The sequence below is a fragment of the Pantoea sp. B270 genome, assembly GCF_018726825.1.
GTDB lineage: Bacteria > Pseudomonadota > Gammaproteobacteria > Enterobacterales > Enterobacteriaceae > Pantoea > Pantoea dispersa.
In genome coordinates, this window is sequence record NZ_JAHCSX010000001.1 from 1,933,749 (window position 1) to 1,959,795 (window position 26,047).

24 protein-coding genes and 1 pseudogene are annotated in these 26,047 nt (G+C 57.3%); 11 read left to right on the forward strand and 14 right to left on the reverse strand.

The features are described from left to right. Window positions 1–2 precede the first annotated feature (2 nt). From tssK to KOL70_RS09295, 4 genes and pseudogenes are all read right to left on the reverse strand, one after another. Window positions 3–1,073: pseudogene (tssK, locus tag KOL70_RS09280) on the reverse strand (type VI secretion system baseplate subunit TssK); the annotation flags it as partial. A gap of 17 nt (window positions 1,074–1,090) precedes the next feature. Then, window positions 1,091–2,638, reverse strand: a complete 1,548-nt coding sequence (tssC, locus tag KOL70_RS09285) for a type VI secretion system contractile sheath large subunit (RefSeq protein WP_031280019.1) — start codon at window positions 2,636–2,638, stop codon at window positions 1,091–1,093. Between the two features lie 33 nt (window positions 2,639–2,671). Then, complete coding sequence (gene tssB, locus KOL70_RS09290) at window positions 2,672–3,169, reverse strand: type VI secretion system contractile sheath small subunit (protein ID WP_215480564.1); 498 nt, start codon at window positions 3,167–3,169, stop codon at window positions 2,672–2,674. 614 nt (window positions 3,170–3,783) lie between these two features. Beyond that, the gene (locus tag KOL70_RS09295) at window positions 3,784–4,647 is read right to left on the reverse strand and encodes a helix-turn-helix domain-containing protein (RefSeq protein WP_127834390.1); all 864 of its coding nucleotides are present in this window, start codon (window positions 4,645–4,647) and stop codon (window positions 3,784–3,786) included. A gap of 181 nt (window positions 4,648–4,828) precedes the next feature. On the opposite strand from KOL70_RS09295, the gene KOL70_RS09300 reads away from it, so the two are divergent. Next, the gene (locus KOL70_RS09300; RefSeq protein ID WP_215480565.1) at window positions 4,829–5,728 is read left to right on the forward strand and encodes a DMT family transporter; all 900 of its coding nucleotides are present in this window, start codon (window positions 4,829–4,831) and stop codon (window positions 5,726–5,728) included. A gap of 36 nt (window positions 5,729–5,764) precedes the next feature. Here the strand turns inward: KOL70_RS09300 and KOL70_RS09305 are convergent, their stop codons facing one another. Continuing rightward, entirely contained in the window at window positions 5,765–6,004 is a 240-nt protein-coding gene (locus KOL70_RS09305) for a hypothetical protein (RefSeq protein WP_021313687.1), read from the reverse strand. A 280-nt stretch (window positions 6,005–6,284) separates the two neighbouring features. Between KOL70_RS09305 and KOL70_RS09310 the strand changes: the two genes are divergently transcribed. After that, window positions 6,285–7,502: an MFS transporter gene (locus KOL70_RS09310; protein ID WP_215480566.1), complete on the forward strand. Its 1,218-nt coding sequence runs from the start codon at window positions 6,285–6,287 to the stop codon at window positions 7,500–7,502. 281 nt (window positions 7,503–7,783) lie between these two features. Next, complete coding sequence (locus KOL70_RS09315; protein WP_166711810.1) at window positions 7,784–7,936, forward strand: hypothetical protein; 153 nt, start codon at window positions 7,784–7,786, stop codon at window positions 7,934–7,936. Between the two features lie 73 nt (window positions 7,937–8,009). Here KOL70_RS09315 and KOL70_RS09320 read toward each other — a convergent pair whose 3' ends face one another. From KOL70_RS09320 to KOL70_RS09335, 4 genes are all read right to left on the reverse strand, one after another. Continuing rightward, window positions 8,010–8,291, reverse strand: coding sequence for a membrane lipoprotein lipid attachment site-containing protein (locus KOL70_RS09320; RefSeq protein WP_021509105.1), 282 nt, complete (start codon window positions 8,289–8,291; stop codon window positions 8,010–8,012). A gap of 254 nt (window positions 8,292–8,545) precedes the next feature. Next, the gene (locus KOL70_RS09325) at window positions 8,546–9,349 is read right to left on the reverse strand and encodes a hypothetical protein (protein ID WP_125311820.1); all 804 of its coding nucleotides are present in this window, start codon (window positions 9,347–9,349) and stop codon (window positions 8,546–8,548) included. A 9-nt stretch (window positions 9,350–9,358) separates the two neighbouring features. Beyond that, window positions 9,359–9,811: a universal stress protein gene (locus tag KOL70_RS09330; protein WP_058758371.1), complete on the reverse strand. Its 453-nt coding sequence runs from the start codon at window positions 9,809–9,811 to the stop codon at window positions 9,359–9,361. Between the two features lie 7 nt (window positions 9,812–9,818). Further along, window positions 9,819–10,604: an IclR family transcriptional regulator gene (locus KOL70_RS09335; RefSeq protein WP_021509102.1), complete on the reverse strand. Its 786-nt coding sequence runs from the start codon at window positions 10,602–10,604 to the stop codon at window positions 9,819–9,821. 149 nt (window positions 10,605–10,753) lie between these two features. Here KOL70_RS09335 and KOL70_RS09340 point away from each other — a divergent pair, with 149 nt between their 5' ends. The 3 genes from KOL70_RS09340 to ypdK all read left to right on the forward strand — a co-directional run bounded on the left by KOL70_RS09340 (window position 10,754) and on the right by ypdK (window position 13,699). Beyond that, window positions 10,754–12,391, forward strand: a complete 1,638-nt coding sequence (locus KOL70_RS09340) for an MFS transporter (protein WP_215480567.1) — start codon at window positions 10,754–10,756, stop codon at window positions 12,389–12,391. 5 nt (window positions 12,392–12,396) lie between these two features. Then, a complete protein-coding gene (locus KOL70_RS09345) occupies window positions 12,397–13,425 on the forward strand; it encodes an HlyD family secretion protein (protein ID WP_125311816.1) in 1,029 nt (342 codons plus the stop codon). 202 nt (window positions 13,426–13,627) lie between these two features. Beyond that, window positions 13,628–13,699: a membrane protein YpdK gene (gene ypdK, locus KOL70_RS09350; RefSeq protein WP_006120362.1), complete on the forward strand. Its 72-nt coding sequence runs from the start codon at window positions 13,628–13,630 to the stop codon at window positions 13,697–13,699. A gap of 42 nt (window positions 13,700–13,741) precedes the next feature. Here ypdK and alaC read toward each other — a convergent pair whose 3' ends face one another. Next, on the reverse strand, window positions 13,742–14,977 hold the full coding sequence (alaC, locus tag KOL70_RS09355; RefSeq protein ID WP_059012156.1) for an alanine transaminase: 1,236 nt from the start codon (window positions 14,975–14,977) through the stop codon (window positions 13,742–13,744). Between the two features lie 119 nt (window positions 14,978–15,096). Further along, complete coding sequence (locus KOL70_RS09360) at window positions 15,097–15,621, reverse strand: GNAT family N-acetyltransferase (RefSeq protein WP_031280018.1); 525 nt, start codon at window positions 15,619–15,621, stop codon at window positions 15,097–15,099. 540 nt (window positions 15,622–16,161) lie between these two features. Here KOL70_RS09360 and KOL70_RS09365 point away from each other — a divergent pair. Next, window positions 16,162–17,853, forward strand: coding sequence for a sensor histidine kinase (locus tag KOL70_RS09365; protein WP_305798613.1), 1,692 nt, complete (start codon window positions 16,162–16,164; stop codon window positions 17,851–17,853). Beyond that, window positions 17,850–18,578, forward strand: a complete 729-nt coding sequence (locus tag KOL70_RS09370) for a LytTR family DNA-binding domain-containing protein (protein WP_058781786.1) — start codon at window positions 17,850–17,852, stop codon at window positions 18,576–18,578. The genes KOL70_RS09365 and KOL70_RS09370 overlap by 4 nt, the downstream gene beginning before the upstream one ends. Window positions 18,579–18,613: 35 nt before the next feature. On the opposite strand, the gene glk is transcribed toward KOL70_RS09370, so the two are convergent. Together glk and KOL70_RS09380 are read right to left on the reverse strand one after the other, a co-directional pair. Then, window positions 18,614–19,579: a glucokinase gene (glk, locus tag KOL70_RS09375; RefSeq protein WP_058781785.1), complete on the reverse strand. Its 966-nt coding sequence runs from the start codon at window positions 19,577–19,579 to the stop codon at window positions 18,614–18,616. Between the two features lie 154 nt (window positions 19,580–19,733). Further along, window positions 19,734–21,395: an alpha-keto acid decarboxylase family protein gene (locus tag KOL70_RS09380; RefSeq protein WP_104093029.1), complete on the reverse strand. Its 1,662-nt coding sequence runs from the start codon at window positions 21,393–21,395 to the stop codon at window positions 19,734–19,736. A 213-nt stretch (window positions 21,396–21,608) separates the two neighbouring features. On the opposite strand from KOL70_RS09380, the gene KOL70_RS09385 reads away from it, so the two are divergent. Further along, window positions 21,609–22,598 carry an aldo/keto reductase gene (locus tag KOL70_RS09385; protein WP_215480569.1) on the forward strand — a complete coding sequence of 330 codons (990 nt, stop codon included), beginning with the start codon at window positions 21,609–21,611 and terminating at the stop codon, window positions 22,596–22,598. Window positions 22,599–22,755: 157 nt separating this feature from the next. Further along, window positions 22,756–23,100 (forward strand): DUF2502 domain-containing protein, encoded by a 345-nt coding sequence (locus KOL70_RS09390; RefSeq protein WP_059012163.1) that lies wholly within the window; start codon window positions 22,756–22,758, stop codon window positions 23,098–23,100. A gap of 50 nt (window positions 23,101–23,150) precedes the next feature. On the opposite strand, the gene KOL70_RS09395 is transcribed toward KOL70_RS09390, so the two are convergent. Next, window positions 23,151–24,392, reverse strand: a complete 1,242-nt coding sequence (locus KOL70_RS09395) for an Nramp family divalent metal transporter (protein ID WP_021508247.1) — start codon at window positions 24,390–24,392, stop codon at window positions 23,151–23,153. 370 nt (window positions 24,393–24,762) lie between these two features. Here KOL70_RS09395 and KOL70_RS09400 point away from each other — a divergent pair, with 370 nt between their 5' ends. Then, window positions 24,763–25,953 carry a NupC/NupG family nucleoside CNT transporter gene (locus tag KOL70_RS09400; protein ID WP_031279840.1) on the forward strand — a complete coding sequence of 397 codons (1,191 nt, stop codon included), beginning with the start codon at window positions 24,763–24,765 and terminating at the stop codon, window positions 25,951–25,953. Window positions 25,954–26,047 lie beyond the last annotated feature (94 nt).

Here is a 26,047-nt window from a genome sequence, read left to right on the forward strand (position 1 = left end):
CAGGCCGCCGGCATCGGTGAACGCACGGAAAGGTAGTAATCCGCCCCTTCGCGCAGACGGGAGTCATGCAGACGGGCCTGCCAGACGTGCAGCCGGGCATCGTGCTCAAGCTCAATCGCCACCACCCGCGACGGCAGGCTGGCTTCCAGTAGATCGCCCAGTAAGTCAAACAGCGGCGGGAAGACGTTATTCAGCTGTTCATGCTGCCAGACCGGAATAGCACTGACCTGGTGTTCCAGCGAGAAAGTCAGCAGGCTGCCCGCAAGCCGCGCCAGTTCCGGGTACAAACGCTCCGGTGGGCTTTGCAGGTTACGCTGAAACTGGCCGAGCACCGGTTCTGCGCTGTTCAGAGCATTAAGCAGCCAGAACAACGACACATCAGCCACGGCAAAGTCGGCCATGCGCTCGTTACTTTCACGTCGCATGGCCATCAGTCGACTCAGACGGGCACGCAGTTGCGTCATCAATTGTTCCAGCTGGGTTACCAGCCAGCGGCTGCCCTGCAGAGCCAGCAGTGGCGGAAGCCAGGTTTCATCGAGTGCCCAGCTCCCCTGTGAATCCTGCTGCAGACGGGCGACCGGACAGGTCAGATAATCACTGTTGTTCTGATGGGCAAAACGCAGCGTCAGCTCTGGCTGCATCACTGCAATCTGCCGGGTATCATCGCCAAAGGTGTTGCGGACATCCCGCCAGCGCTGGCGATAACGCACAGGGCGCTCGGCCACCTCATCGGGTTTAAGGCAGTTGCCGCCATTTGCCCGCAGCAGCGGAAGCGCCAGCACCACTACCACGTCCTGTGATTCGCCCTCAAGCATCAGCACCGGCGGCAGGTCATCGGCGTTATCGGTGTCGATAAGCGTGCCATCGGGAAAACGGATGTGCAGATGACGGGCCTGCAGGCGGCCCAGCTTCAGTGCATCAGGTTCGAAGGTGGCAGCAATCATCCCCCAGGGATGGCAGAGGCCCAGCCGGGCGATGCATTCCGCAGACCAGGCCGCATAGGCGACCTGTTGCTGGAAGTGCTGGGGAGAGACCATAACGCCCCTGCCCCATAACGGTTGTTCCGTTTTCATTGGCTTCCTGCCTTCGCTTACGATTTCGCCTTCGGCATCTGGGAAACCAGTGACAGGTTGACGTCCATGCCCTCCACCTGGAAGTGTGGAATGGCGTACAGCCTGACGCGGAAGAAGCCCGGGTTGTCGTCGATATCTTCCACTACCACCTTCGCGTCGCGCAGCGGGTGAGAAGCCTGCAGCTCATCGCCCGGATCGGTCATTTCGGTCACAAGACTGCGCACCCAGGTGTTTAACTCCAGTTCCAGCAGACGCCGATCCTTGGTGGTGCCGATGTTTTCACGCTGAATCAGCTTCAGATAATGCGCGATACGCGACAGCAGGAAGATATACGGCAGACGGGCGTTAATGCGGCTGTTGGCGGTGGCATCCGCAGTGTCATACAGCGCAGGTTTCTGGGTGGAGTTGGCTGAGAAGAAGCAGCTGTAGTCGCGGTTTTTGTAGTAGGACAGCGGAATGAAACCGAGATTGGCGAACTCGAATTCGCGGGTTTCCGGGATCATTACCTCACTCGGGATCTTCACCTGATTACCGGTGCCCAAATCGTACAGATGAATCGGCAGATCCTGCACCGCACCACCGGCCTGTGGACCACGGATTTGCACACACCAGCCATTGTTAATGAAGCTGCGCACCATGTTGGATGCGAAAGCAAACGAGGCGTTGGTCCACAGGTATTTGTCGTGATCCGGACCTTTGACTTCTTCAACGTAATTGAAGCTGCGCACCGGTACGGTGTCCGGGCCATACGGCAGGCGACCCAGTACACGCGGCATCACCAGACCGATGTAGCGCGAATCGTCCGTCTCGCGGAAGGATTTCCACTTGATGTATTCAGCGCGGTCAAAATAGTTACCGATATCTTTGATAGCCGCTACGTCTTCCATTGAATCTTTGAGGAAGAATTGCGGGCCGGCAGAGCCGATAAACGGCATATGCGCCGCAGCAGACACTTTTGAAATATTGCGCAGCAGGGCAACATCCTGCGCAGACGCATCAAACTCATAAGCGGAAATCAGCGCCGCAATCGGCTCGCCGCCTGGTGTGTCATACTCATCAATGTAGGTGTGTTTATACAGGCCGCTCTGGATAATTTCCGGGCTGTCTTCAAAGTCCTGACGCAGGTCTTCTTTTGACATATCCAGCAGTTCGACTTTCACGTTCTGGCGGAAATCGGTTTTGTCGACAAGGGATTTCACACCGCGCCACAGGCTCTCCACTGCCTGGAACTCTTCGCTGTGCATTACCGCATCCAGCTGACGACTGATCTGGTGATCCAGTGCGGCGATATGATGGTCAATCAGGTTTTTGTCGAGTTTTTCAACTTTTGCGCCTGATTTTTTCAGGCACTCCAGAAATACCTGCATGCCGGCGGTTAAACGCTCATCCGCAGTTGCATCCGACATCGCCTGCGCATCCTGCCAGATATCCAGCGCGCTCAGTTCAGAAACCGGGTTGAGATTGATTTTTTCAAACAGGGTGGCATAAACCCCACCGGCTGCCGGACGCTCCAGCACCACGCTCTCGCCACCCGTCGCATTCTCATTATTTACAGACATCAGCATCTTCCTTATTAATCCGTTAAATCATCGTGATGGTTATGGGTGTTTTGGTGCCAGGGTTGAGAGCTCAGCGCGCAGTTCTGCGCTTAACGCCGGGTCCAGCAGAATTTTTTCCAGCTCTTTTCGGAAGGCCTGGTTATCCAGCAGGTTGGCTTTTAAATCACGCAGTAAATTACGCATGGAAAGCATGGCCTTCAGCTGAGGTATTTGCCGGGAGACCTGTTCCGGAGAGAAATCTTTCATGCTCTGGAAAGTCAGACTGATGCTGTCTTCGCTGCCGTCATCGGCCAGCGTATTTTTAACGGCAACCGTGACTTTGGGCGAATATTCGGAAAGCACTGCGTCAAAGTTATTTTTATTCAGATTAACTTTGGCTCGCTCTGATAATGGTGCGGACGCCTGACCATGACTGAAGTCGCCCGCCACCAGTAATTTCAGCGGAAGCTCGGTTTTCTTGCTTGCGCCCCCGGTATGCAGGTCAAGTTTTAAGTTAATACGTGCCTTTGGCACTTCATTCTGGAAACTATCTGCCATTTCATCATCCCTCTGTTTATCTCAGCGCACATTTTTCGCGCCATACTACTTTAGAGGTAACAACAGAGCAATGATCGACAAAAAAGCAAATGAACAGATCTTTAAGCTACAAAAGTGACAGCCATAAGCCATTAACACTAAAAAATACAGATCATTGTCACCTGAAACCAGCTAAAAAAACTGGCAAAGACATTAAAGGCCGCACATTAATGCCAATAAAAAATAAAGTTGTGGATTAATATTAACAAAGCGTGAATTTGTTGATTCAGGTCAAAATAAAAAATCCGCCAAAAACAATCACACCATCAAGAAAGAAATGACATAAAAAGATAAAAATTGCGGATAGCAGCAGTGCGGAATTTCATACAGGAGGGTAATGAGATGAAGTAAAGATTTCAGGTAAAACAGAGCGCACTTAAGCCCCGTGCTACATCCGTTCAACGTAATCGTATAAATCATCACCCATGCGGGAAATTTCGTATAAATAACGTTCGGGAGCGACCAGAGGGAATCAATCAGGATAGCGTGGTTCACGACATAATGACGTACGCGATAAATCGCGCCGCTGCTAATTCAGTAATCTATTCCTCACAAACTTCATTCCAACTGCCCCGTCAGCGCTGACGCCATGCCGAGGGTGCCATACCGTGCAGCTGGCGGAAGCGGTTGCTGAAATGGCTGGAGGAGTGGAAACCGCAGCGCAGGGCAATCTCGGTGAGCGACAGCGTGCTGAATTGCAGCAGCTGCTGCGCGGCTTCCATACGGCGGCGCATCACATACTGGTGTGGCGCTTCGCCGGTGCTGCTGCGGAACATACGTGCAAAATGGTATTCGCTGAGCGCCGCCTCTGCCGCCAGTTGGGCCAGCGTTAACGGCTGATCCAGCTGCGTATCGATCAGCGCCAGCACGCGGCGCAATACCGCCGGCGCCAGTCCGCCGCGCACCTGCGGCAGCTGCCACTGTACCTGACTGTAGCGCTGCAGCAGATGGGTCATCAGCAGTGTTGAGGCGCTGCTCAGCATCAGCTGGTTGGCCGGCTGCTGCCAGTCGGCGCTCAGCAGAAAATGGCGATACAGCTGGGTGATGCGATCATCGTCGGCAAAAATCTTCTCATGCAGGTTAAGCTGCGCCGGACTGCGATCCCACACCTGCTCACCGAGGTGACGCAAATGCGCATCGGTGCAGTAGAGGTGCACGAAGGATAAATCCGCGCGCAGATCCCAGGTCGACTCGGTGCCAGACGGCATCAGGCAAAAGCGATCCGGCGCGCCGCCGTTGCGCCAGCCGTGCGGCGTTTTGTGCCAGGTATCGTAACCGTCAGCCACATAAAGGCTAAGCGTATGGTGATCGCTGAGGTTAGTCACGCGATCGCCACTGTTGAACCACGCCGCCAGCCGAATGCCGCCGCTCAGCTGCACGCTATCGCGCAGCTGCGCTTTGTGACGCTGAAGCATAGTAAACGTCTGATATTCCGGCATGGTCTGACATCGCTCTCTGGGTTGATGTCTGTAGTTTACTCAACTGACCGGACAGAAAACAGGCCAATGCCGGACCAGGCGGGAAAAAGCGCAAGAATTTGCAAGTGCTGCGCAAAGCCATGCAAGCCGCGCTCCTGTCACTCAGGCACACTGCGAGCCTGATTCCGCCGGAGAGTTTCTGATGAACCTGATGTTATACCTCGCGGTGGTGCTGATTTGGGGCACCACCTGGATTGCGATTTTTCTGCAGCAGCAGGCCGCCGATACGCCGGTACTGGTGGCGGTATTCTGGCGCTTCCTGTTCGCCTCGTTGACCATGCTGGTGCTTCTCCGGCTGCTGAAACGTCTGCGTACGCTGGATGCGCGTGACCACCTGTTTTGTCTGTTACAGGGCGGCTGCGTATTTGGTTTTAATTTTGTCTGCTTTTACCATGCGGCAGCGATGATCAGCACCGGACTGGAGTCGGTGATTTTTTCGATGGCGGTGCTGTATAACGCGCTCAACAGCTGGATCTTTTTCCGCCAGCGTCCGCCTTTCCGCCTGCTGCCCGCCGCCGCGCTGGGTCTAGGCGGGATTGTTGCGTTGTTCTGGCAGGATATTCAGTCAGCCCATTTTGCGCCGCAGCTGCTGTGGGGCGTGGGACTGAGCGCGCTGGGCACGCTCGGTTTCTCCTTTGGCAATATGATTTCTACCCGCCATCAGCGTCGTCAGCGCGACGTGCTGACCACCAACAGCTACGCCATGCTGTACGGTGCGCTGATCATGGCCGTGCTGGCGCTGGTGAATGGCGACGCGCTGGCACCGGCACTCAATCTGCAGTGGCTGGGGGCAATGAGTTATCTGGCTTTGTTTGGCTCGGTGCTGGGCTTTGGTGCCTACTTCACGCTGGTGGGGCGCATCGGTGCCAGTCAGGCGGCTTACAGCACCCTGCTGTTTCCGCTGGTGGCACTGACGCTTTCGACGCTGTATGAAGGCTATCAGTGGCATAGCAATGCTATCGTCGGGCTGGTGATGATTCTGGCAGGGAACATGGTGATGTTCGTGCGCTGGCCGTCTCATCGCCGGTTACGTCTGGCGTGAAGCAAGAGCGGGCATGACGCCCGCTCTGTCACTCCTCTAGCGCCAGCCCCCGACGCCGATGTTGAGCTGGTGAGGTTGGTTAATGGCTTTTCTGGCAATCCAGTAAAGCAGAACGCGTTCATCATCTCTGTCGCGGTCGGCCATCGCCAGTAATTTCAGCGACAGGGTGGACCTGGTCACAGGCTGCTGTTCATCGCTTAACTCGATAACCGCCTGACCGATGATGCAGCAAACCTCATCCCCGCTGGATACGGATTCATATGCCCGGTCTTTCATATTTCCTCCTGTTGAATGAACTTTAAGCCTGGCAAAGTTCCTGCGTTTTGCCGCGCAGATGCTGCGCTTAAAACACCCTGTTACACATGCTCACCTGTCGCAATGCCTGTTCATGTGACGACATCCGCGCTGCGCTTAAGCAAAGGCGCAATGCCATTCATACCGTTTTCACAGCATTTCATTCCGTCTCCCGCTCCGTTCACGCCCGTCCGCACCACCCGCGCCCGCGTGAGGCTTATTATCGCTGCAGATTCCGTATTCCCGGATGGGAGAGAGAAAAATGACAACAGCCGTTACCCCTAATCATCAGCGTGTCCGTATCCTTACCCTCGCAGGCACCATCATTACCCAGTTCGCGCTCGGCTCGGTTTATACCTGGAGCCTGTTTAATGGCCAGCTGGCACAGAAACTGGATGCGCCGGTCAGCCAGGTGGCTTTTTCCTTTGGTCTGCTCAGCCTCGGTCTGGCGATTGCCTCCTCGCTGGCCGGCAAGCTGCAGGAGCGCTTTGGCGTGCGCAACGTCACTATCGGTGCAGGCATTCTGATGGCGATTGGCTTCTGGCTGACCGCCCATGCTGACAACCTGATGATGCTGTACCTGAGCGCCGGCATTCTGGTCGGGCTGGCCGATGGTGCGGGTTATCTGATGACGCTCTCTAACTGCGTGAAGTGGTTTCCGGAGCGCAAAGGGCTGATTTCGGCCTGTTCGATCGGCGCTTACGGCCTCGGCAGTCTCGGCTTTAAATTCATCTGTGGCGCACTGCTTAGCACTCAGGGGCTGGAAAATACCTTTGTGATTTGGGGTGTGCTGGCGATGACGATGATTATTGCCGGGGCCCTGATGATGCGCGATGCGCCGCTACAGCAGGCCGGTTCACGTCAGCAGCAGGCGGCACAGGAGTTCACGCTGGCGCAGTCGGTGCGCCTGCCGCAGTACTGGATGCTGGCACTGATGTTCCTGACGGCCTGCATGAGTGGTTTGTATGTGATTGGCGTCGCGAAAGACATTGGTGAAGGCCTGGTGCACCTGAGTACGCAAACGGCGGCCAATGCGGTGACGATAATTGCCATTGCAAACCTGAGCGGACGACTGATTCTCGGCGTGCTGTCGGACAAAATGGCGCGCATCCGGGTCATTTCGCTGGCACAGCTGGTTTCGCTGAGCGGCATGAGCATCCTGCTGTTCACCCACATGAATGAAACCACCTTCTTCCTGTCGCTGGCCTGCGTGGCGTTCAGCTTTGGCGGCACCATCACCGTCTTTCCGTCACTGGTCAGCGATTTCTTCGGCCTCAACAACCTGACCAAAAACTATGGCCTGATCTATCTCGGCTTCGGCATCGGTAGCGTGCTTGGCTCGCTGGTGGCTTCGGTGTTCGGCGGCTTCACCGTGACCTTCAGTCTGATTATGACACTGCTGGTGATCTCGCTGGTGCTGTCGCTCAGTATCCGTCTGCCAAATCGTCAAAACCTGGCCTCGCCGGTACTGCATAATTAATTCACCACCCTGCCGTGTAATTGCACGGCAGGCTTTTTACTGATGACCACAGAATTGATCACGCGTTGAGAATGACTGTTATTTAACCTTGCATTTCAGAGTAATCGGGTTATTATCAGGCGCTATTCAGCTTATTCCGATTGGTTTATTTCCCGCCCTGTCACTTTTAGCTTTTAATTGACATATCTGGTAATAATTACGGAAATAACTCTACATTCACTGCATCTTCACTCCACTTTTCCCGGTTAATCTGGCCTCATTGGAAAAGAGGAGGACTCTCCATGAAGAAGTTAATAAAAGTCGCTTCGGTGGTGGCGATTATGACCATGCTAAGCGGGTGTATTATCGAGCACGACCATGGACGCGGTCCCGGCTGGGGCCACGGGCACGGCGGCGGCTGGCATCACGGCCATGGCGGCTATCGTCACTGGTAATTGGGCAAAGCACACACAGCACATAATAAAAAATGAATAAAGAAAGGGCGGGAATCAATCCCGCCCTTATTTTTTAGCTTTTCACCGCGTAATTACATTGATACCAGACTTTCTTCAGGCCAGGCAAATTGCTGTCCTGCGCCGGAAGCGATTCGACTTTATCGAAGCCGCGCTGGTTACAGTAATTCGCCAGATCAAGTTCCAGCGCATCTTTATCCAGCTTCTGTGGATCGTAACGATACTGTACGGTATTTGAACGGGCATCTTCATCTACGCGCTCAAAACCCCCGGGTTTGCTGACACTACAGCCGGCCAGCATAAAAAGCGCTAACGCGCTAATAAGCATTTTATTCATTAGGGTGTCCTCATCAGACGTTGCAGTGTAAAAGGCAACGCCACACGCCTCTATAGGAAAAAGACGCGAAATGTCCGATTAATGCAAAGCTTTCGCCAATCAAATCAATAAAACCAAACGGTTTTCCTTATCACATCAGCAGTGAGAAGATGACTTCAGACAAAACGAAGTCTGCACCACACCAGGTGATACCCACAAAAAGACATACTGAAAGTGACCTTTATGCCCGTGCTGAGCGGGCTTTTTTTCGCCCGTTATCCGGTAAGGCTGACCATCTTACGCAAAAGATTGGCCGCTTGTTTGTCCGGCAATGCGAGAATTCCGCTGTAAAGATCAATCGACATCGCGCACATCGTGCCGCGATCCACCGCCGTATCCGCCGGCATATTCAGCTGCTGCAGCTTATCGCCCCACTTGCCATACAGTTTTTCCACCACGCGCTGCAGATCGCGCTGCGCCTGAGGCTGATCCACCGCCAGCTCATCGCCGGTACTGTTTTGCAACAGTGCCTCGAGCGCTTCACCATCGCGCTGATTAAGCTCCGGCGACAGCACCTGTTGCAGATTGACGCCACCGCTGACCTGCGGATAGAGGAAACGGAAGCAGCGCTGCGTATCCTGCTGCTGCAGCGCCTGCATCTCCTGCACCGAAACGCGGATGTAGTTGATGATCGCCGCATCGCTGGCGCGCGCCATGCGCTGATTCACCAAATCCATCAGCCAGCCGCGCATATCGCCCAGCGCCTGCTCCGCAGGTACGCCCTCTGCCAGCTTGTGCTGCAACTCGCGATTGAGCAGTTGCCACAGCGCCGGCTCCTGCACTTTCAGCACGCGATAACCCGGCGCGTCGCTCAGTTGGATAGCCACCTGCGCCGCCAGCGCCTCGCGCTCCTGACGCGGATGCAGCCAGCTAAACCACAGCAGATTAGCCAGCAGCACAGGCAGCAAAAACAGCAGGACACCCTGCCAGACGCGCAACGCGGTGGTGCGCAGCAGTATCACGATGATGATCGCCAGCAGCACAAAAGCGGCCAGCGTGAGCGGGAAAAGCGAGAACATGGAGCGACATTAATCCTTGCGAACGTCAATTAAAACCGGACAGCTGGCGCGTTCAATCACTGCTGCGCTTACCGAGCCTTTCAGCAGACGGTTGAGCGGCGACAGGTGACGACGGCCCATTATAATCATACTGGCGTGCAACGCCTCAGACTGCGCCACAATGGTTTCTGCCGCTTCACCGGCCAGAATCAGCCCGCGTGCGTCAATGCCAGCGCGCAGCAGCGGTGCCAGCGCATGGCGTACCACCATTTCAGCCGTGTTTTGTTCATCCTGCGCCACGACAAAATCGTCCGGGTCTTCCCCGGCGTCGATCTCAATCGGCTGATTGCACGACGAATAAGCCGGATCGACACAGCACAGCACGGTGACCTGCGCCTGTTGCGCCAGCGCCTGTTCAATGGTCAGGGCGATCACTTTTTCCGCCACCGGTGAGTTATCAATGGCCATCAGCAAGGTTTTCATCAGTCGGTTATCCTTCCGCAGCAGTTATTTTGCCAATTTCGCGAATCAGCGCCTCTTTACACTTTATCAGCGCTGTCCGGTAATGCGCTTCCTGGCGGTGAAAACGTGCGGTCGGCACCAGCAGTGAGATCGAGAAGCGCCCGAACAGCGTATCAATCGCGACCGCCATGGTGGAAATGCCCTCCAGCGTTTCGCCGCGATCGATAGCCAGTCCGCTGGCGCGCACCTCCGCAATCAGCGTCAGCAACTGCGGCAGCGTTTTTACCGTCATTTCCGTCAGTTCCGCATAGGCTTCGCCGACCATTACCCGCACATCTTCGTCGCTCTCCAGCGCCAGCAGCGCCCGGCCACCGGACGTACTGTAGAGTGGCAGATTCAGGCCGATGTGTGGCACCACGCGCAGCTCACGCGTCGCCACCACGTAATGGACAATCGCCAGCTGCGTCCCGCTGGCTCGCGCCAGCGATACCGTTTCATTGATTTCCGCCGAGAGTTGTTCGAGGAACGGCCGGACAATTTCCACCACGTCACTGTGCACGCTGGAGATCAGCTTCAGCAACGCCGGACCGAGGCGCAGTCCGCCTGCCCCGCCGCTGCGCACCAGCTGCGCGCTATCCAGCGCCGCCACGATGCGCTGCACCGTCGAGCGCGGCAGATCGACCACCTGCGCAATTTCACCCAGACTCATGCCGCCCGGATGCTCACCGAGCGCATTTAAAATTTTTGCCGCACGCGCAATGACCTGAATGCCACCCGCTTTTTCATCCTCACGGCTTGAGGGAGGTTCTACCATGATACGTTCCTTTTTGGCCTGCCCTACTTTAGCGCGAACGATCGCACTTTTACACCCTGTATCACATTGCAATACACCATATCGAAATGTAAGATGCGAGCTGTATCACATCGCAATACACCGCATCAACCAATAACGAGACACCTGCTATGAATGCCCAGCCCGTCGCGGCACCGGCACCGCATCCTTTTACCCTGCGCCTCGCGCTGGGGCTGGTGGGGGTGCTGATCGCCGCACTGACCTCCGGATTAAACGATCGCGTTACCGACATCGCGCTGGCCGATATCCGTGCCGCAGTCGGCATTAGCTACGATGACGGCAGCTGGATTATTTCGGCTTATCAGGCAGCGGAAGTCGCCGCGATGATGATTGCACCGTGGTTCGCCGTCACCTTTTCGCTGCGCCGCTTCGCGCTGGCGGTGTCGGCCGGTTTCATGATGTGCGGTGTCCTGCTGCCCTTTATGCCCACGGCCCCGCTATTTATTGCGCTGCGCGTGGTGCAGGGACTGTTTGGCGGCGCCCTGCCGCCGCTGCTGATGACGGTGGCGCTGCGCTTTCTGCCACCGCCGATCAAACTTTATGGGCTGAGTGCTTACGCCCTCACCGCCACGTTTGGCCCGAATCTGGCGGCGTCGCTGGCGGCGTTCTGGACCGATGACGTCAGCTGGATGTTTGTGTTCTGGCAGGTGGTGCCGGCCATGCTGATCGCCATGCTGCTGATCGGCTGGGGTCTGCCGCAGGATCCGCTGCGCACTGAGCGATTTAAACAGATTGACCTGTTCGGCATGCTGAGCGGCTGCTCGGGCATGGCGCTGCTGATTCTGGCGCTGACGCAGGGTGAGCGTCTCGACTGGCTCAGCTCGCCGCTGTTTGTCGCCCTATTATTCAGCGCGCTGGCGTTGCTGATTGTGTTCTTTATTAATGAATGGTTTCACCCGCTGCCGCTGTTTAAGTTGCAGATGCTGCGCCGGCGTAATTTGTCGCACGGTTTGCTGGCGCTGGCGGGTGTACTGATTCTGGCGCTGTCCGGTTCGGCGCTGCCGTCGGCCTATTTTGGTCAGGTGGAGGGGTTTCGCACGCTGCAGTTCGCGCCGCTGGCGTTGACCATCGGCCTGCCGCAGTTGCTGATTGCACCGCTGGTCGCCAGCCTGCTGAATATCCGCTGGATTGACTGCCGCTGGGTGCTGAGCGCCGGTGTGCTGCTGCTGGCGACCGCCTGCCTGCTCGGCATGCAGATCACCACCGACTGGGCGCGGCAAAACTTCTGGCTGATGCAGATCTTGCAGGCGTTTGGTCAGCCGATGGTGATTCTGCCGGTGCTGATGAGCGCCACCAGCGTGGTCGCGCCGCCGGAAGGGCCGTTCGCCTCCGCCATGTTCAATACCGTACGCGGCTTTGCCAGCATTGCCGCCAGCACGCTGGTGGAGTGGTTTATCAGCCATCGTGAGCAGTTTCACTCCAGCGTGCTGGTCGATCAGGCTGCCAGTCGCAGCTGGCTGATGACCGCAGCGGATAGCCAGCAGGCCAGCAGCAGCCTGCCGCTGTTGGCCGACGGCAGCGCCAGCAGCAGCCTGCCGCTGTTGGCCGACGGCAGCGCCAGCAGCGCGGCCAATCTCAGCGGCTTCGCCACCCTGCTGAAGCATCAGGCCATGGTGCTGAGCCTGAGCGATGCGTATCTGATGCTGATCGCCTTCGCTGCCGGGCTGTTAGTGCTGACGCTGTGCCTGGCGAAACGCGTCTGGCCACCGCAAACCCTGATTCAACCTGTTACCAAAACTCCGGAATAACTGTTATGCACGCTTTTGCTATGAAACGAACAATCTTGCTGAGCGCCCTGCTGCTGGTTTTGCTGGCGATGGCGTTCTGGCTGTGGTCAGCCATGACCGGCAACGACCATCGCACTGATGATGCCTGGGTGAATGCCGATTACACGCTGGTGGCCCCGAAGGTGTCCGGCTATATCGCCCACGTCAACGTGCAGGATAACCAGCGCGTGCGGGCTGGTGACGTGCTGGCGACGCTCGACGACCGCGACTATCGCGTGGCGCTGGAGACCGCGCGGGCGAATTTGCAGGTCAGCGACGCCAAACGGCTGAGCGCGCAGGCGCAGCTCGACCAGCAGCAGTCCACCATTGCCGAGGCCCGCGCCACGCTGGCCGCCAGTCAGGCATCGGCGCAGTATGCCGGGCAGAGCGCGGCGCGCTACAACCAGCTGTACAAGAGCGGCACCATAGCCGCTGACGATCAGCAGAAAGCCAGCTCAACCCAGCGTTCCGCCGCCGCCACGGTGCGCCAGAGCGCAGCAGCGCTGGCGGCGGCCCAACAGCAGGTGAAGGTGCTTGAGGCCGCGCTGCGTCAGGCGGAGGCTGATGTCGCGGCGGCGCAGGCCAGCGTCGACCAGGCCGGGTTGAATCTCTCTTATACGCGTATTATTGCGCCGGTGGATGGCATGGTGGGTCAGCGTTCGGTGCGCGTGGGAGCCTGGGTCAGCGCGGGTACGCGTCTGCTGGCCGTGGTGCCGCTACAGCAGACTTACATCACCGCCAATTATCTGGAGACGCAGCTGGCGGATGTGCGCCCGGGCCAGAGAGTGGTGGTGAAGATTGATGCATTGCCCGGCAAGACCTTCACCGGTCACGTTGACAGTATTGCGCCCGCTACCGGCGCCACGTTTTCCGCGATTGCCCCCGATAACGCCACCGGCAACTACACTAAAGTGGTTCAACGTTTGCCGGTGAAAATTGTGCTGGATCCGCATCAGAGCGATCTGGCGCAATTACGTGTCGGCATGTCGGCGATTCCGCAGATTGAGACCCGATGAAAATGTGAGCAACTTCTCAGAAGTGACCTATTTATTTTCGGATCGATTCCGCGTAAATTAGCGCTCGATCCTGTTTCGGGGCAGCCCGGAGCGACCTGAGTAGAAAGCGTGTAGCGATGATGAACTCCACCTTTCTCTTATTCTGTTCGGGTTACGCTGGTTTGGGATCGCCATCATTGTAACCGCTCAGAGGAGTTGTTTTGTGAAATACGCCTTGATGGGAATCTCTTTCTTCGTCTTACTTTGGGTCGGCACCTTCGTGCTGATGCTGTAAAGACGCCAGCCGGGGCGACCGCTCAGTCGCCCCGATTTGTAGTTACTCTGCTTCTTCCACCGCTTTTACCGTTCCCGGCAAAATACCGTCGGCGCGGAACATCGCTTTAATGCCACGCACCGCCTGACGAATACGATCGCTGTTTTCAATCAGGGCAAAACGCACGTGGGTATCGCCGTAGTCACCAAAGCCAATGCCCGGCGAGACGCACACTTTCGCCTCCTGCAGCAGCCGTTTGGCGAATTCGAGCGAGCCCAGATGCGCGTAATGGTCGGGGATTTTCGCCCAGACGTACATGGACGCTTTCGGCAGATCGACCATCCAGCCCGCCTCATGCAGCCCTTTCACCAGTACATCGCGCCGGCGTTTATACTGCTCGGCGATATCACGCACGCACTGCTGATCGCCCTCCAGTGCCGCAATCGCCGCCACCTGCAGCGGTGTGAAGGTGCCGTAGTCGTGATAGCTTTTGATGCGTGCCAGTGCCGCCACCAGCTCTTTGTTGCCGACCATAAAGCCGATGCGCCAGCCTGCCATGTTGTAGCTTTTTGACAGGGTAAAGAATTCCACCGCCACATCGCGCGCGCCCGGCACCTGCATAATCGAGGGCGCTTTCCAGCCATCATAGGTGATGTCAGCGTAGGCCAGATCGTGGATGACCAGCACGTTGTACTGTTTCGCCAGCGCGATGACGCGCTCGAAGAAGTCCAGCTCCACGCACTGCGATGTCGGGTTGGACGGAAAGCCGAGGATCATCATCTTCGGTTTCGGGTAGCTTTCGCGGATGGCGCGTTCCAGCTCATTGAAGAAATCGACGCCCGCAACCAGCGGCACCGAGCGCACCTGCGCGCCGGCGATCACCGCACCGTAGATGTGAATCGGGTAGCTGGGATTAGGCACCAGCACGGTGTCACCGTGATCAAGCGTCGCCAGCATCAGGTGCGCCAGGCCCTCTTTCGAGCCGATGGTAACGATGGCTTCGGACTCCGGATCGATATCCACCTGGTAACGCTCGGCGTACCAGCGCGAAATGGCGCGGCGCAGGCGCGGAATCCCTTTGGAGGTAGAGTAGCCGTGCGTGTCTTCACGCTGTGCCACCTGACAGAGCTTTTCCACGATGTGCGGCGGTGTCGCGCCATCGGGGTTGCCCATGGAGAAATCGATGATGTCTTCGCCGCGCCGGCGCGCAGCCATCTTCAATTCAGCCGTGATGTTAAATACATAGGGGGGCAGACGTTCAATACGCGAGAAACGACGGGGTGTGCTGTTATCAGCCATGATGTCCTCTGGATTACGTTAGCGCCCGGACCATCCGAGCGACGCTGGTCACTGCGGTGACCGAAACAAGAACATAACGCGCTGATAACAATATTGTCGAGGGGGAACGGCAAATTTTCTTAGCCTGCTTCGTTTAAGCGCCCAAACACCCAATCGTTTACCCACTGACCGTTGAGGCGGTAGTTATCGCGCAGCGTGCCTTCCAGCGCGAAACCGTTCTTTTCCAGAATGCGCCGCGACGGCCAGTTGCCCTCAATCACCAGCGCTTTGAGTTTGTGGAAGTCGGCCTGCAGCAGGAACGTGCACAATGCCTGCAACGCTTCGCTGCCGTAGCCCTGACCGGTACAGGCGTGGCGCAGCATGTAACCCACTTCGGCCTGACGATACGGATGCCACTCGGCGCTGCAGCCAAACAGACCAATCGCTTCACCGCTGTCGCGCAGGCGCGCCACCAGGCACAGCATGTGAAAACTGCTGGGTTGCCACGGTGCCAGCCGCTCGTTAAAGCGCTGGCGGATGTCGTTTTCATCGGGGATCTCGCTCACCCAGGTCATGGTCGCGGCATCTTCATGAACCGCTTTGAAAATCTGCCAGTCTTCCGGCTGTAACCGGCTGAGGGACAAACGAGGGGTGAGTAATTGCATGGCCACGCTCCGCTGTTGTGCTTACGGCAACATAGCAAACCGCATCCGTGACAACCAGTGAACGCTGCACGCTTTCAGCAATCCTCTTTTTGGCACTCAGGATTTCCTCTTTTCAGGTTTCATAGCGGATAATTTGCCTTGCCTCCCTTCAGGGGCGGGTGTTACGGGCGGATCTGGTCGCCATAAATGGCGCCCCTACGGTGTGTCAGTGGCCAATTTTACACGGCGCGCATCTTCGCTTCGTATCTGGTCGCCATAAATGGCGCCCCTGCAGTGCATCTGCGGTCCTGTAGGGTGCGCATTGATGCGCACCGGCAGTGCGCACCTTCATATCTGGTCGCCATAAATGGCGCCCCTGCGGTGCATCTACGTGTTTACAGGGTGCGCATTGATGCGCACCGGCAGCGCGCACCTTAAAAATTGATCCAGGCTATGAGAAACGTCTGCAGCTTGCCGGGACGCTGGCGGATCGCGATCACATTTTTTATCATGTCCGCAACCTTGCCTGCTCCGGAGAACACCGTGCCTTCCCATTTCGACATGCTGCTGGCGGTGTTTGACCGCGCCGCGCTGATGCTGATCTGCCTGTTCTTCCTGACCCGCACCCGCGTATTTCGTCAGCTACTGCAAAAAGATGAACACTCAATCGGCGAAAAAGCCGTGGTGACCGCCATCTTCTCGCTGTTTGCGCTGTTCAGCACCTGGTCCGGCATCAACGTTGACGGCTCACTGCTCAACGTCCGGGTGATTGCGGTCATGGCAGGCGGCATTCTGTTCGGGCCGTGGGTCGGCATTGCAACCGGTGTGATTGCCGGCGTGCACCGCTTCCTGATTGATATCGACGGCATCACCTCGGTGCCCTGTCTGATTACCAGCATCATCGCCGGTATCGCCGCCGGTGCCATCAACCGCTTCGTCAGCAAAGAGCAGCGCTGGCGCGCCGGCATCCTTGGCGGCATGCTGTGTGAAAGCCTGACCATGCTGCTGATCGTGCTGTGGGCGAAACCGATGTCACTCGGTTTAACCATCGTGTCGGAAATTGCGCTGCCGATGATTCTCGGCGCGTCGAGCATTGGTTTGATTGTGCTGCTGGTGCAGAGCGTCGAAGGGGAAAAGGAGGCGATTGCCGCGCGTCAGGCCAAACTGGCGCTGGAGATTGCCAACAAAACCCTGCCGCTGTTTCGTCAGGTTAATAGCGACTCGCTGCGCAAAGTTTGCGCCATCATTCGCAGCGACATCCATGCCGATGCGGTGGCGATCACTAACACCAAACAGATTCTGGCTTACGTCGGCTACGGCGAGCAGAACTACCACAACGGCGACGACGGCATCAGTCCGACCACCGCGCAGGCGATCGCCAGCGGAAAAATTATCATTAAGAATAATGATGAGGCACACCGCACCAAAGACATTCACTCGATGCTGGTGATTCCCCTTTGGGAAAAAGGGGAAGTGACCGGCACGCTGAAAATCTACTATCGCCGCGCCCATCGTATTACCGGCTCACTGAAAGAGATGGCGGTCGGTCTGTCGCAAATCATCTCGACGCAGCTGGAAGTCTCGCGTGCCGAGCAGTTACGCGAGATGGCCAATAAAGCGGAACTGCGCGCGCTGCAAAGCAAAATCAACCCGCACTTCCTGTTTAACGCGCTGAATGCCATCTCCTCATCGATTCGCCTGAATCCGGACACGGCGCGCCAGCTGGTGATTAACCTGTCGCGCTACCTGCGTTACAACCTGGAACTCAACGATGACGAACTCATCGACATCAAAAAAGAGTTGTGGCAGGTGAAGGATTACATCGCCATTGAGCAGGCGCGGTTTGGCGACAAGCTGTCGATGATTTACGACATCGACGAAGATCTGCACTTTTCGCTGCCCAGCCTGCTGATTCAGCCGCTGGTGGAGAACGCCATCGTGCACGGTATTCAGCCCTGTCGCGGCAAAGGCGTGGTCACGCTAAGCGTGAAAGATCTGGGCGATCGCGTCCGCGTGGCGGTGCGCGATACCGGTGCCGGCATCAGCGAAGAGGTGGTCAGCCGGGTGGCGCGCAACGAAATGCCGGGCAACAAAATTGGCCTGCTGAATGTGCATCACCGGGTGAAACTGCTGTCCGGCCACGGCTTAACCATAACCCGTCATCAGCCCGGTACGGAAATCGCCTTTACCCTCAGCAAAAGTGGTCAGCGGCTGTCCGGCCCGCTCACCCCGTTAGCGGAAACCTCAGCGTGAAAGCCATTATTGTCGAAGACGAATTCCTGGCGCAGCAGGAGCTAAGCTGGATGATCCAGCAGCATAGCCAGATCAGCATCGAAGCCTGCTTTGATGATGGGCTGGAAGTGCTGAAGTATCTGCAGACTCATCGGGTGGACGTGATTTTTCTCGATATCAACATCCCGTCGCTGGACGGCATGTTGCTGGCGCAGAACATCAACCAGTTTATCCATAAGCCGCTGATTGTGTTTATCACCGCGTGGAAAGAGCACGCGGTCGAGGCCTTCGAACTGCAGGCGTTTGACTACATCCTCAAGCCGTATCACGAGTCGCGCATCATCACCATGCTGAACAAGCTGGAGGCCAGCGCGCAACAGCAGCAGGCGCAGCAGCACAATCCGGCAGCCAGCACGCCGCAAACGGTGAATTTAGTTAAAGATGAGCGCATTATCGTGACCGATATCAACGATATCTATTACGTTGAAGCGCATGAGAAGCTGACGTTTGTCTACACGCGGCGCGAAGCCTATGTGATGTCGATGGCGATCAGCGAGTTTTGCAGCCGTTTGCCTGAGTCGATGTTCTTTCGCTGCCACCGTTCCTACTGCGTGAATCTGAGCAAGATTGGCGAGATCGAACCGTGGTTTAACAACACCTATCTGGTGAAGCTGCGCGATATGGATGCGCAGGTGCCGGTGAGTCGCAGCAAGGTGAAGGCGTTTCGCCAGCTGATGCATCTTTGAAGGCGAACGGCACGGGAAGCCGTTCGCCCGTCAGATTACAGCACGCGCCCCAGCGCCTGGCGCAGATGGGCACCGGCGCCAAGCAGGCCCGGCTGGTCGTGAGTAATCATGTAGACCGGGATATCAACGAGGTAATCGCGGAAGCGGCCTTTGTCTTCGAACGCCGCGCGGAAGCCGGACGCTTTAAAGAACTCGAGGAAGCGTGGCACGATACCACCGGCAATGTAGACGCCGCCAAAGGTGCCGAGGTTCAGCGCCAGGTTGCCGCCAAACCGTCCCATGATGACGCAGAACAGTGTCAGCGCGCGGCGGCAGTCAATGCAGCTATCCTGCAGTGCCCGCTCGGTGACATCTTTTGGCTTGAGGTTTTCCGGCTCGCGCTGATCGGATTTCACAATCGCGCGATACAGGTTAACCAGTCCGGAACCCGACAGCACGCGCTCGGCAGAAACGTGACCCAGTTCGGCGCGCAGCACTTCGAGAATCGCGTCCTCTTCTTCGCTGTTTGGCGCGAAGTCAACGTGACCGCCCTCACCCGGCAGGCTGACCCAGCGCTTATCAACGTGCACCAGATGGCTGACGCCGAGCCCGGTGCCAGCACCGTAGATGGCAATCGGTTTATCCTGCACCGGCGATTTGCCGCCGAACTGCAGGACGTCCTGCGCCGTCAGCATCGGAATCGCCATGGAAACCGCGGTGAAATCGTTAATGATTTCAAGCGTAGTAAAGCCCAGACTTTCCTTCATCTGACGCGTTGAGAAGGCCCAGTCATGGTTGGTCATCTCCACCCAGTCGCCGGTGATCGGACAGGCGATGGCGATGCAGCCGTCGGTAATGTCCTGTTTTTGCTCATCCAGATAGTGACGGATAACTGCTTCAAGGTTGTCGTAGTCTGATGTTGAGAATGTTTTGGCCTGGGAGATGGCGCCGGTCTCCACCTCACACAAGGCGAGACGAGCGTTAGTGCCGCCCACATCGCCGACCAGGGCGTATTTTGTCATTCTTCTGCTGCTCCGCTTGGGTCATAAACAAGTGCAGGACACTATAAAAGCCTGCCAATAAAACAACAACGCTCACCTTGCACGATGAGCGTTGGTCATTCAGTGCGACGCACAGCCTGACTGTCGCCAGCCCAACTGTACAGAGGCAACTGTCCTAAACTTTGTGGCTATTGCGCTGGTGCAGCGCCGCCGTGACGGTGCGCAGCAGCGGCGGCAAATCCTGTTTCTCCATCACCACCTCAATCAGTGACAGGCAACGCGCCTCGCTGAGCAGCGCCATCACGGCGTCGAGCTGCGCCGTTTCACTGATGCGCCAGCTCTGCGCCGCACAATTCAGGCTCATCGCCTGCGGCAGCGCGGTCCAGTTCCACTGCGCGATGTCGTTGTAGCGCTGTTCCGCTCCATGGATCGCGCGTTCGACAGTGTATCCCTCATTATTCAGCAGAAAAATGATCGGGCTTAAGCCGTCGCGCTGGATCGATCCCAGTTCCTGAATGGTCAGCTGCGCCGATCCATCGCCGATGATCAGAATGACGCGGCGGTCGGGCTGCGCCGTCTGGGCACCAAAGGTGGCGGGTAAAGTATAGCCAATGGAACCCCATAAAGGTTGTACCAGCAGCTGCGCATCATGCGGTAAACGCAGCGCGGCAGCGCCAAACGCCGCCGTGCCCTGATCGGCAAGGATAATATCACCGGGCTGCAGGAAACGCTGCATCGCCTGCCAGAAAGCCTGCTGACTGATTACGGCGGCAGCAGCGGGCGGTGCATCGTCCGGCATGTCGGCCACGCCCGTGGCCCAGTGCGCGCAGTGGCGCTGATAAACCGGCAGCAGCGCGGCCAGCGCCTGCGCCATGCTCAGCGGTGCGAAGGTTTCTCCGGCGACGCTGGCATGAAACGGCTGCAGATCAATCACCCGCTGCGCCGACAGCTGCTGGGTAAACCCGGCGGTCAGGGTGTCGGTAAAACGCACGCCGACGCACAGGGTGACATCGGTATCTTCAATTGCCGCGCGCACGGTTTCGCGGCTGCCGCTGGCGGCGTAGGTGCCGACGAAGCCCGGTTGCTGCTCATCCAGCACGCCCTTGCCCATCAGTAGCGTCGCAGCCGGAATGGCGCGCAGCGCACGCAGCTCAGCCAGCGGTGCCTGCAGCTGCCAGCGGGCAGCGAGAAAATCGGCCAGCAGCGCCACGCGCTGCGCCGGTGCCAGCAGGTGTTCCGCCGCTGCGGCAAACGCCTGCGCCACGTCGCGGTTTTCAGCCGGTGCCGGGCTGGCGCTGGCTGACGGCAGCGTTACCGTGGCGGCGGCGACATCCACCGCCAGCAGCAGATAGCCCGGACGGTGCTGCTGCAGCGCGCCAGCGATGACCCGATCAATTTCAGCCACGGCGTTGTCGGCGCTCAGCACCGCGCTGGCGGCACTGACTTCCTGGGCCATGCGCAGAAAATGGCCAAAATCGCCGTCGCCGAGCGAATGATGCACGCAGTCGCCCTGCTGCTGGGCGTGGCTGGCGGGAGCGCCGACGATGTGAATCACCGGCACATATTCGGCGTAGCTGCCGGCGATGCCGTTAATCGCACTAAGTTCACCGACGCCAAAGGTGGTCAGCAGCGCGGCCGCGCCGTTGCAGCGACCGTAACCATCGGCCGCATAGGCGGCATTGAGTTCATTAGCGCAGCCGACCCAGGTAATGCCGGGATGGTCAATGACGCTGTCGAGAAATTGCAGGTTGTAGTCGCCGGGTACGCCGAACAGATGGCGGATACCCGCCTGGTGCAAACGATGCAGTAAATAGTCGCCAACGTTAAGAGTGTTCATCGACCGCTCCTGTGAGGGGGAATGATCAGGAGTATTAGCGATGTGGCTGAACTGGCGAGATTTTCACCATCATCGCGCTGTCATGCATGGCAAGCATTCGTTACGACGACAGAAAATTCTGTAAGTTGCGATCTTTGCCGCGTTACGGCGCAGTGTAAACGCATACACTGCTATGCTGATGCCACTTTCTCCCACCTGAGACAGGAACGCTGCATGAGTACTTTTCCCCACGCCGAACGTTATCACCAGATGCAGTATCGCCGCAGCGGCCGCAGCGGCCTGAAGCTGCCGGCGATTTCGCTGGGTCTATGGCACAACTTTGGCGACAGCACGCGCGTCGACAACAGCCGCGCGCTGCTGCGTCACGCATTTGATCGCGGTATTACCCATTTTGATCTGGCCAATAACTACGGGCCGCCGCCCGGTTCTGCGGAGAGCAACTTTGGCCGCATTCTGCGCGAAGATTTTCACGGCCTGCGCGACGAGCTGGTGATCTCCACCAAAGCGGGTTACACCATGTGGGACGGTCCGTACGGCGACTGGGGCTCACGCAAGTACCTGATTTCCAGCCTCGATCAAAGCCTGAAGCGCATGGGGCTGGAGTACGTGGATATCTTTTATCACCATCGTCCGGATCCGGAAACGCCGCTGGAAGAGACCATGCGCGCGCTCGATCAGGTGGTGCGTCAGGGTAAAGCGCTGTACGCGGCGATTTCGAACTACCCGGCGGATAAAGCCGCCGCCGCTATCGCCATGCTGCGCGATCTCGGCACCCCCTGCCTGATCCACCAGCCGCGCTATTCGATGTTCGAACGCACGCCGGAACAGGGTCTGCTGGACGTGCTGGGTGACAATGGCGTCGGCTGTATTGCTTTTTCACCACTGGCCGGTGGCGTGCTGACCGACCGCTATCTGCAGGGCATTCCGCAGGATTCGCGCATCGCCAGCGGCAGCAAATTCCTCAACGAAAACCAGCTGACGCCAGAGAAGATGGCGAAAGTGCAGCAGCTGCAGGCGCTGGCGCATCAGCGCGGTCAAAAGCTGGCGCAAATGGCGCTGCGCTGGGTGCTGCGCGACACGCGCGTCACGTCGGTGCTGATTGGCGCCAGTAAAACCGCGCAGATTGACGATGCCGTCGACATGCTGAGCCAGCCTGAATTAACCGCGGACGAGATCGCTGCCATTGAGCAAATTCTGGTGTAACCGTTTACCCGCCCGGAATTTTCCGGGCGCTGTCTTTAGCAGAAAACGCTGCACAACCTTTCGCTGACACTTTTTCAGACTAAATCTCAAGGCGTGTCTGGTCCGATATGGCACACTAGCGCCACGGTAGCCTCGATGCTATCGATGAGGAGAAAGTATGAAACGTGCAATTTTGTTTGCCGCTTTGCTGGCAACGTTATCCCCTCTGGCGCTGCACACAGCTGAAGCCAGTAGCGCTACCATCAATCTGGCCCCTGGCGTCACGCTGCATCTCGGCGATCGCGATCGTCGCGGCTACTACTGGGACGGTGGTCGCTGGCGTGAACCGCGCTGGTGGCACGATCGCTATCAGTACAACGATCATCGCTGGTGGCGTCACGAAGAGTGGAAACGCCACCGTGCCTGGGAGCGTGAACGTGAGCGCCGCTGGCACGAGCGCGAACGTCGCGAACACTGGCGTCACGATCACCGGCACGACCGCCACGACCATCATCACCATTAAAAAAAATCCCGGCGCAGACGCAGCCGGGATTTTTTTATTCAGTCATTTGTTTACCAGCCGAGCGCTTCGCCCACCAGCAAATAGATATTCAGCGCCACCACCAGCACCACAATCAGCCGACCGGCATTTTGCATCAGGCGTGAGTTCACCAGTTCATCGCCCATGATGTCACGGTTCCCGGTGAACGACAGCAGCGGAATCAGCGCCAGCGCAATACCGAAGCTCAGCAGCACCTGGCTCATCACCAGAATGCGCGTCGGATCCCAGCCCGCCCAGATAACAATAAAGGACGGCAGCATAGTAATGGTACGACGGAACCACAGCGGAATGTGGAAGCGGATAAAGCCCTGCATCACCACCTGGCCGGCCAGCGTGCCCACCACGGTAGAAGAGAGGCCGGCCGCTACCAGACTCAGCCCGAACACAATCGCCGCCGCGTGACCCAGCAGCGGCTGCAGCGTCAGATAGGCCTGGTCGAGATCGACAATGCTGGTGTGACCGCTAAAGTGAAACGCGGCCGCTGCGGTGGCCATCATCGCCAGGTTAACGAAACCGGCAATGGTCATGGCGATCGCCACGTCGAGCTTGGTGGAGGAGTAGCGCTCCGCCTTGCTGCCTTTATTACCGTACTGCGTCAGCGCCGAGTGCAGATAAATGACGTGCGGCATAATGGTCGCGCCCAGTACGCCAGCCGCGAGGAATACCGCGTCCGAAGTAGGCAGGCTCGGCAGCGCCATGCCCACCACCAGATCGCTGACGCGCGGCTGCGAGAAGAACAGCTCAACGATATAAGCGGCGGCGACAAACAGCAGCAGCCCGCCAATCACCAGCTCCAGCGGCTTCTGTCCACGGTTTTGCAGCATCAGGATCAGGAACGTGGCGATACCGGTTAACACCGCGCCCTGCAGTAGCGAGATGCCGAGCAGCAGCTTAAAGCCGAGCGCAGCCCCGATGAATTCCGCCAGATCGGTGGCCATGGCGATAATCTCCGCCTGTACCCAGTAGAACCACACCGCCGGGCGCGGGAAGCGATCGCGAATATGCTCGGCGAGGTTTTTACCGGTGGCAATACCCAGCTTGGCAGACATCAGCTGGATCAACATCGCCATAATGTTGGCCCATACCACCACCCACAGCAGTTTGTAGCCGTACGCGGCCCCCGCCTGGATGTTGGTGGCAAAGTTGCCGGGATCGATATAACCAATGGCCGCGATGAAGGCCGGTCCCAGCAGCGCGAGCTTGATCTTTCTGGCTCCGCGAGCGGCGCGCTCGGCGGTGCGACTTTCTGACATAGTTTTGACCCTGTCCTAACGCTTGTCTGACCCATCCAGCTTACGGGGCATTCAAGGCAAGTGAAATTTGGTTATAGTTATCGCATTGATAGATGGTGCTATAAAGTATAGCCATTGCTATACCACAAGGTAAAGTTAGCGCTTGCTAAAAATTATGCAACAGGTTTCACTCTACTCCCGGGTCAAATTATAGACAATCTCTTTGTGGATATTTCTTGTGATCGATTTGTAAACAGGTTGTGAGCGGTGAGACTAATCCGAGAAATAAAGCGATACCGAATACTTATATTGTGGTTTTGATCTCGTTTTTAAGTAACGCGTTACATAGAATACGCAGCAAAATACAACCCTCCTCAAATTTGGAGCCGATATGTCCCATATTTTGCACTTCCTTTTAGCATTGGTGGTGGTAGCCGTGCTGGCGTTACTCGTCAGTCACGATCGTAAGAGTATCCGGATTCGCTATATCGTTCAGCTGCTGGTGATTGAAGTGCTGCTGGCGTGGTTCTTCCTTAACTCCGAAGCAGGCCTCGGTTTTGTTAAAGGTTTCGCCGGGCTGTTTGATCATCTGCTCAAATATGCAGCAGAAGGCACCAATTTCGTGTTCGGTAACATGAACGAGAAAGGTCTGGCCTTCTTCTTCCTCAATGTTTTGTGCCCTATCGTCTTCATCTCAGCCCTGATCGGTATTTTGCAGCATTTCCGCATCCTGCCGTGGGTGATTCGCGCTATCGGTACCGTGCTGTCGAAGATCAACGGCATGGGCAAACTGGAATCCTTTAACGCCGTCAGCTCTCTGATTCTGGGACAGTCAGAAAACTTTATCGCCTATAAGGATATCCTCGGCAAAATGTCACAGCGCCGCATGTACACCATGGCAGCCACCGCGATGTCGACGGTGTCGATGTCGATTGTCGGTGCCTACATGACGATGCTGCAGCCAAAGTACGTGGTAGCCGCGCTGGTGCTCAACATGTTCAGTACCTTTATCGTGCTGTCGCTGATTAACCCGTACCGCGTGGACAGCGAAGAAGACCTGCAGCTGCAGGATCTGCATAAAGGTCAGAGCTTCTTTGAGATGCTGGGTGAATACATTCTGGCCGGTTTTAAGGTAGCGATTATCGTTGCGGCGATGCTGATTGGCTTTATCGCGCTGATCTCCGGCCTCAACGCGCTGTTTGATACCATCTTTGGTATCAGCTTCCAGGGCGTGCTCGGCTATGTGTTTTATCCGTTTGCCTGGGTAATGGGCGTGCCATCCAGCGAAGCGCTGCAGGTGGGCAGCATCATGGCGACCAAGCTGGTTTCTAACGAGTTCGTTGCAATGATGGACCTGCAGAAAATCGCCGGTCAGCTGTCGCCGCATGCGGAAGGCATTCTGTCGGTGTTCCTGGTCTCCTTCGCCAACTTCTCCTCCATCGGCATTGTCGCAGGCGCGATCAAAGGTCTGCATGAAGAGCAGGGTAACGTGGTATCACGTTTCGGCCTGAAACTGCTGTACGGCTCGACGCTGGTGAGCGTGCTCTCCGCCGCCATCGCCGGTCTGGTGCTGGGCTTCTGATCTACAGGGCGGGCTGCGGCTCGCCCTTCTCTTCTTTTATATACCTAAGCGTTATATCCCGCGCCAGTCAGCCTGCCGCCGCGTCACGCCCTGC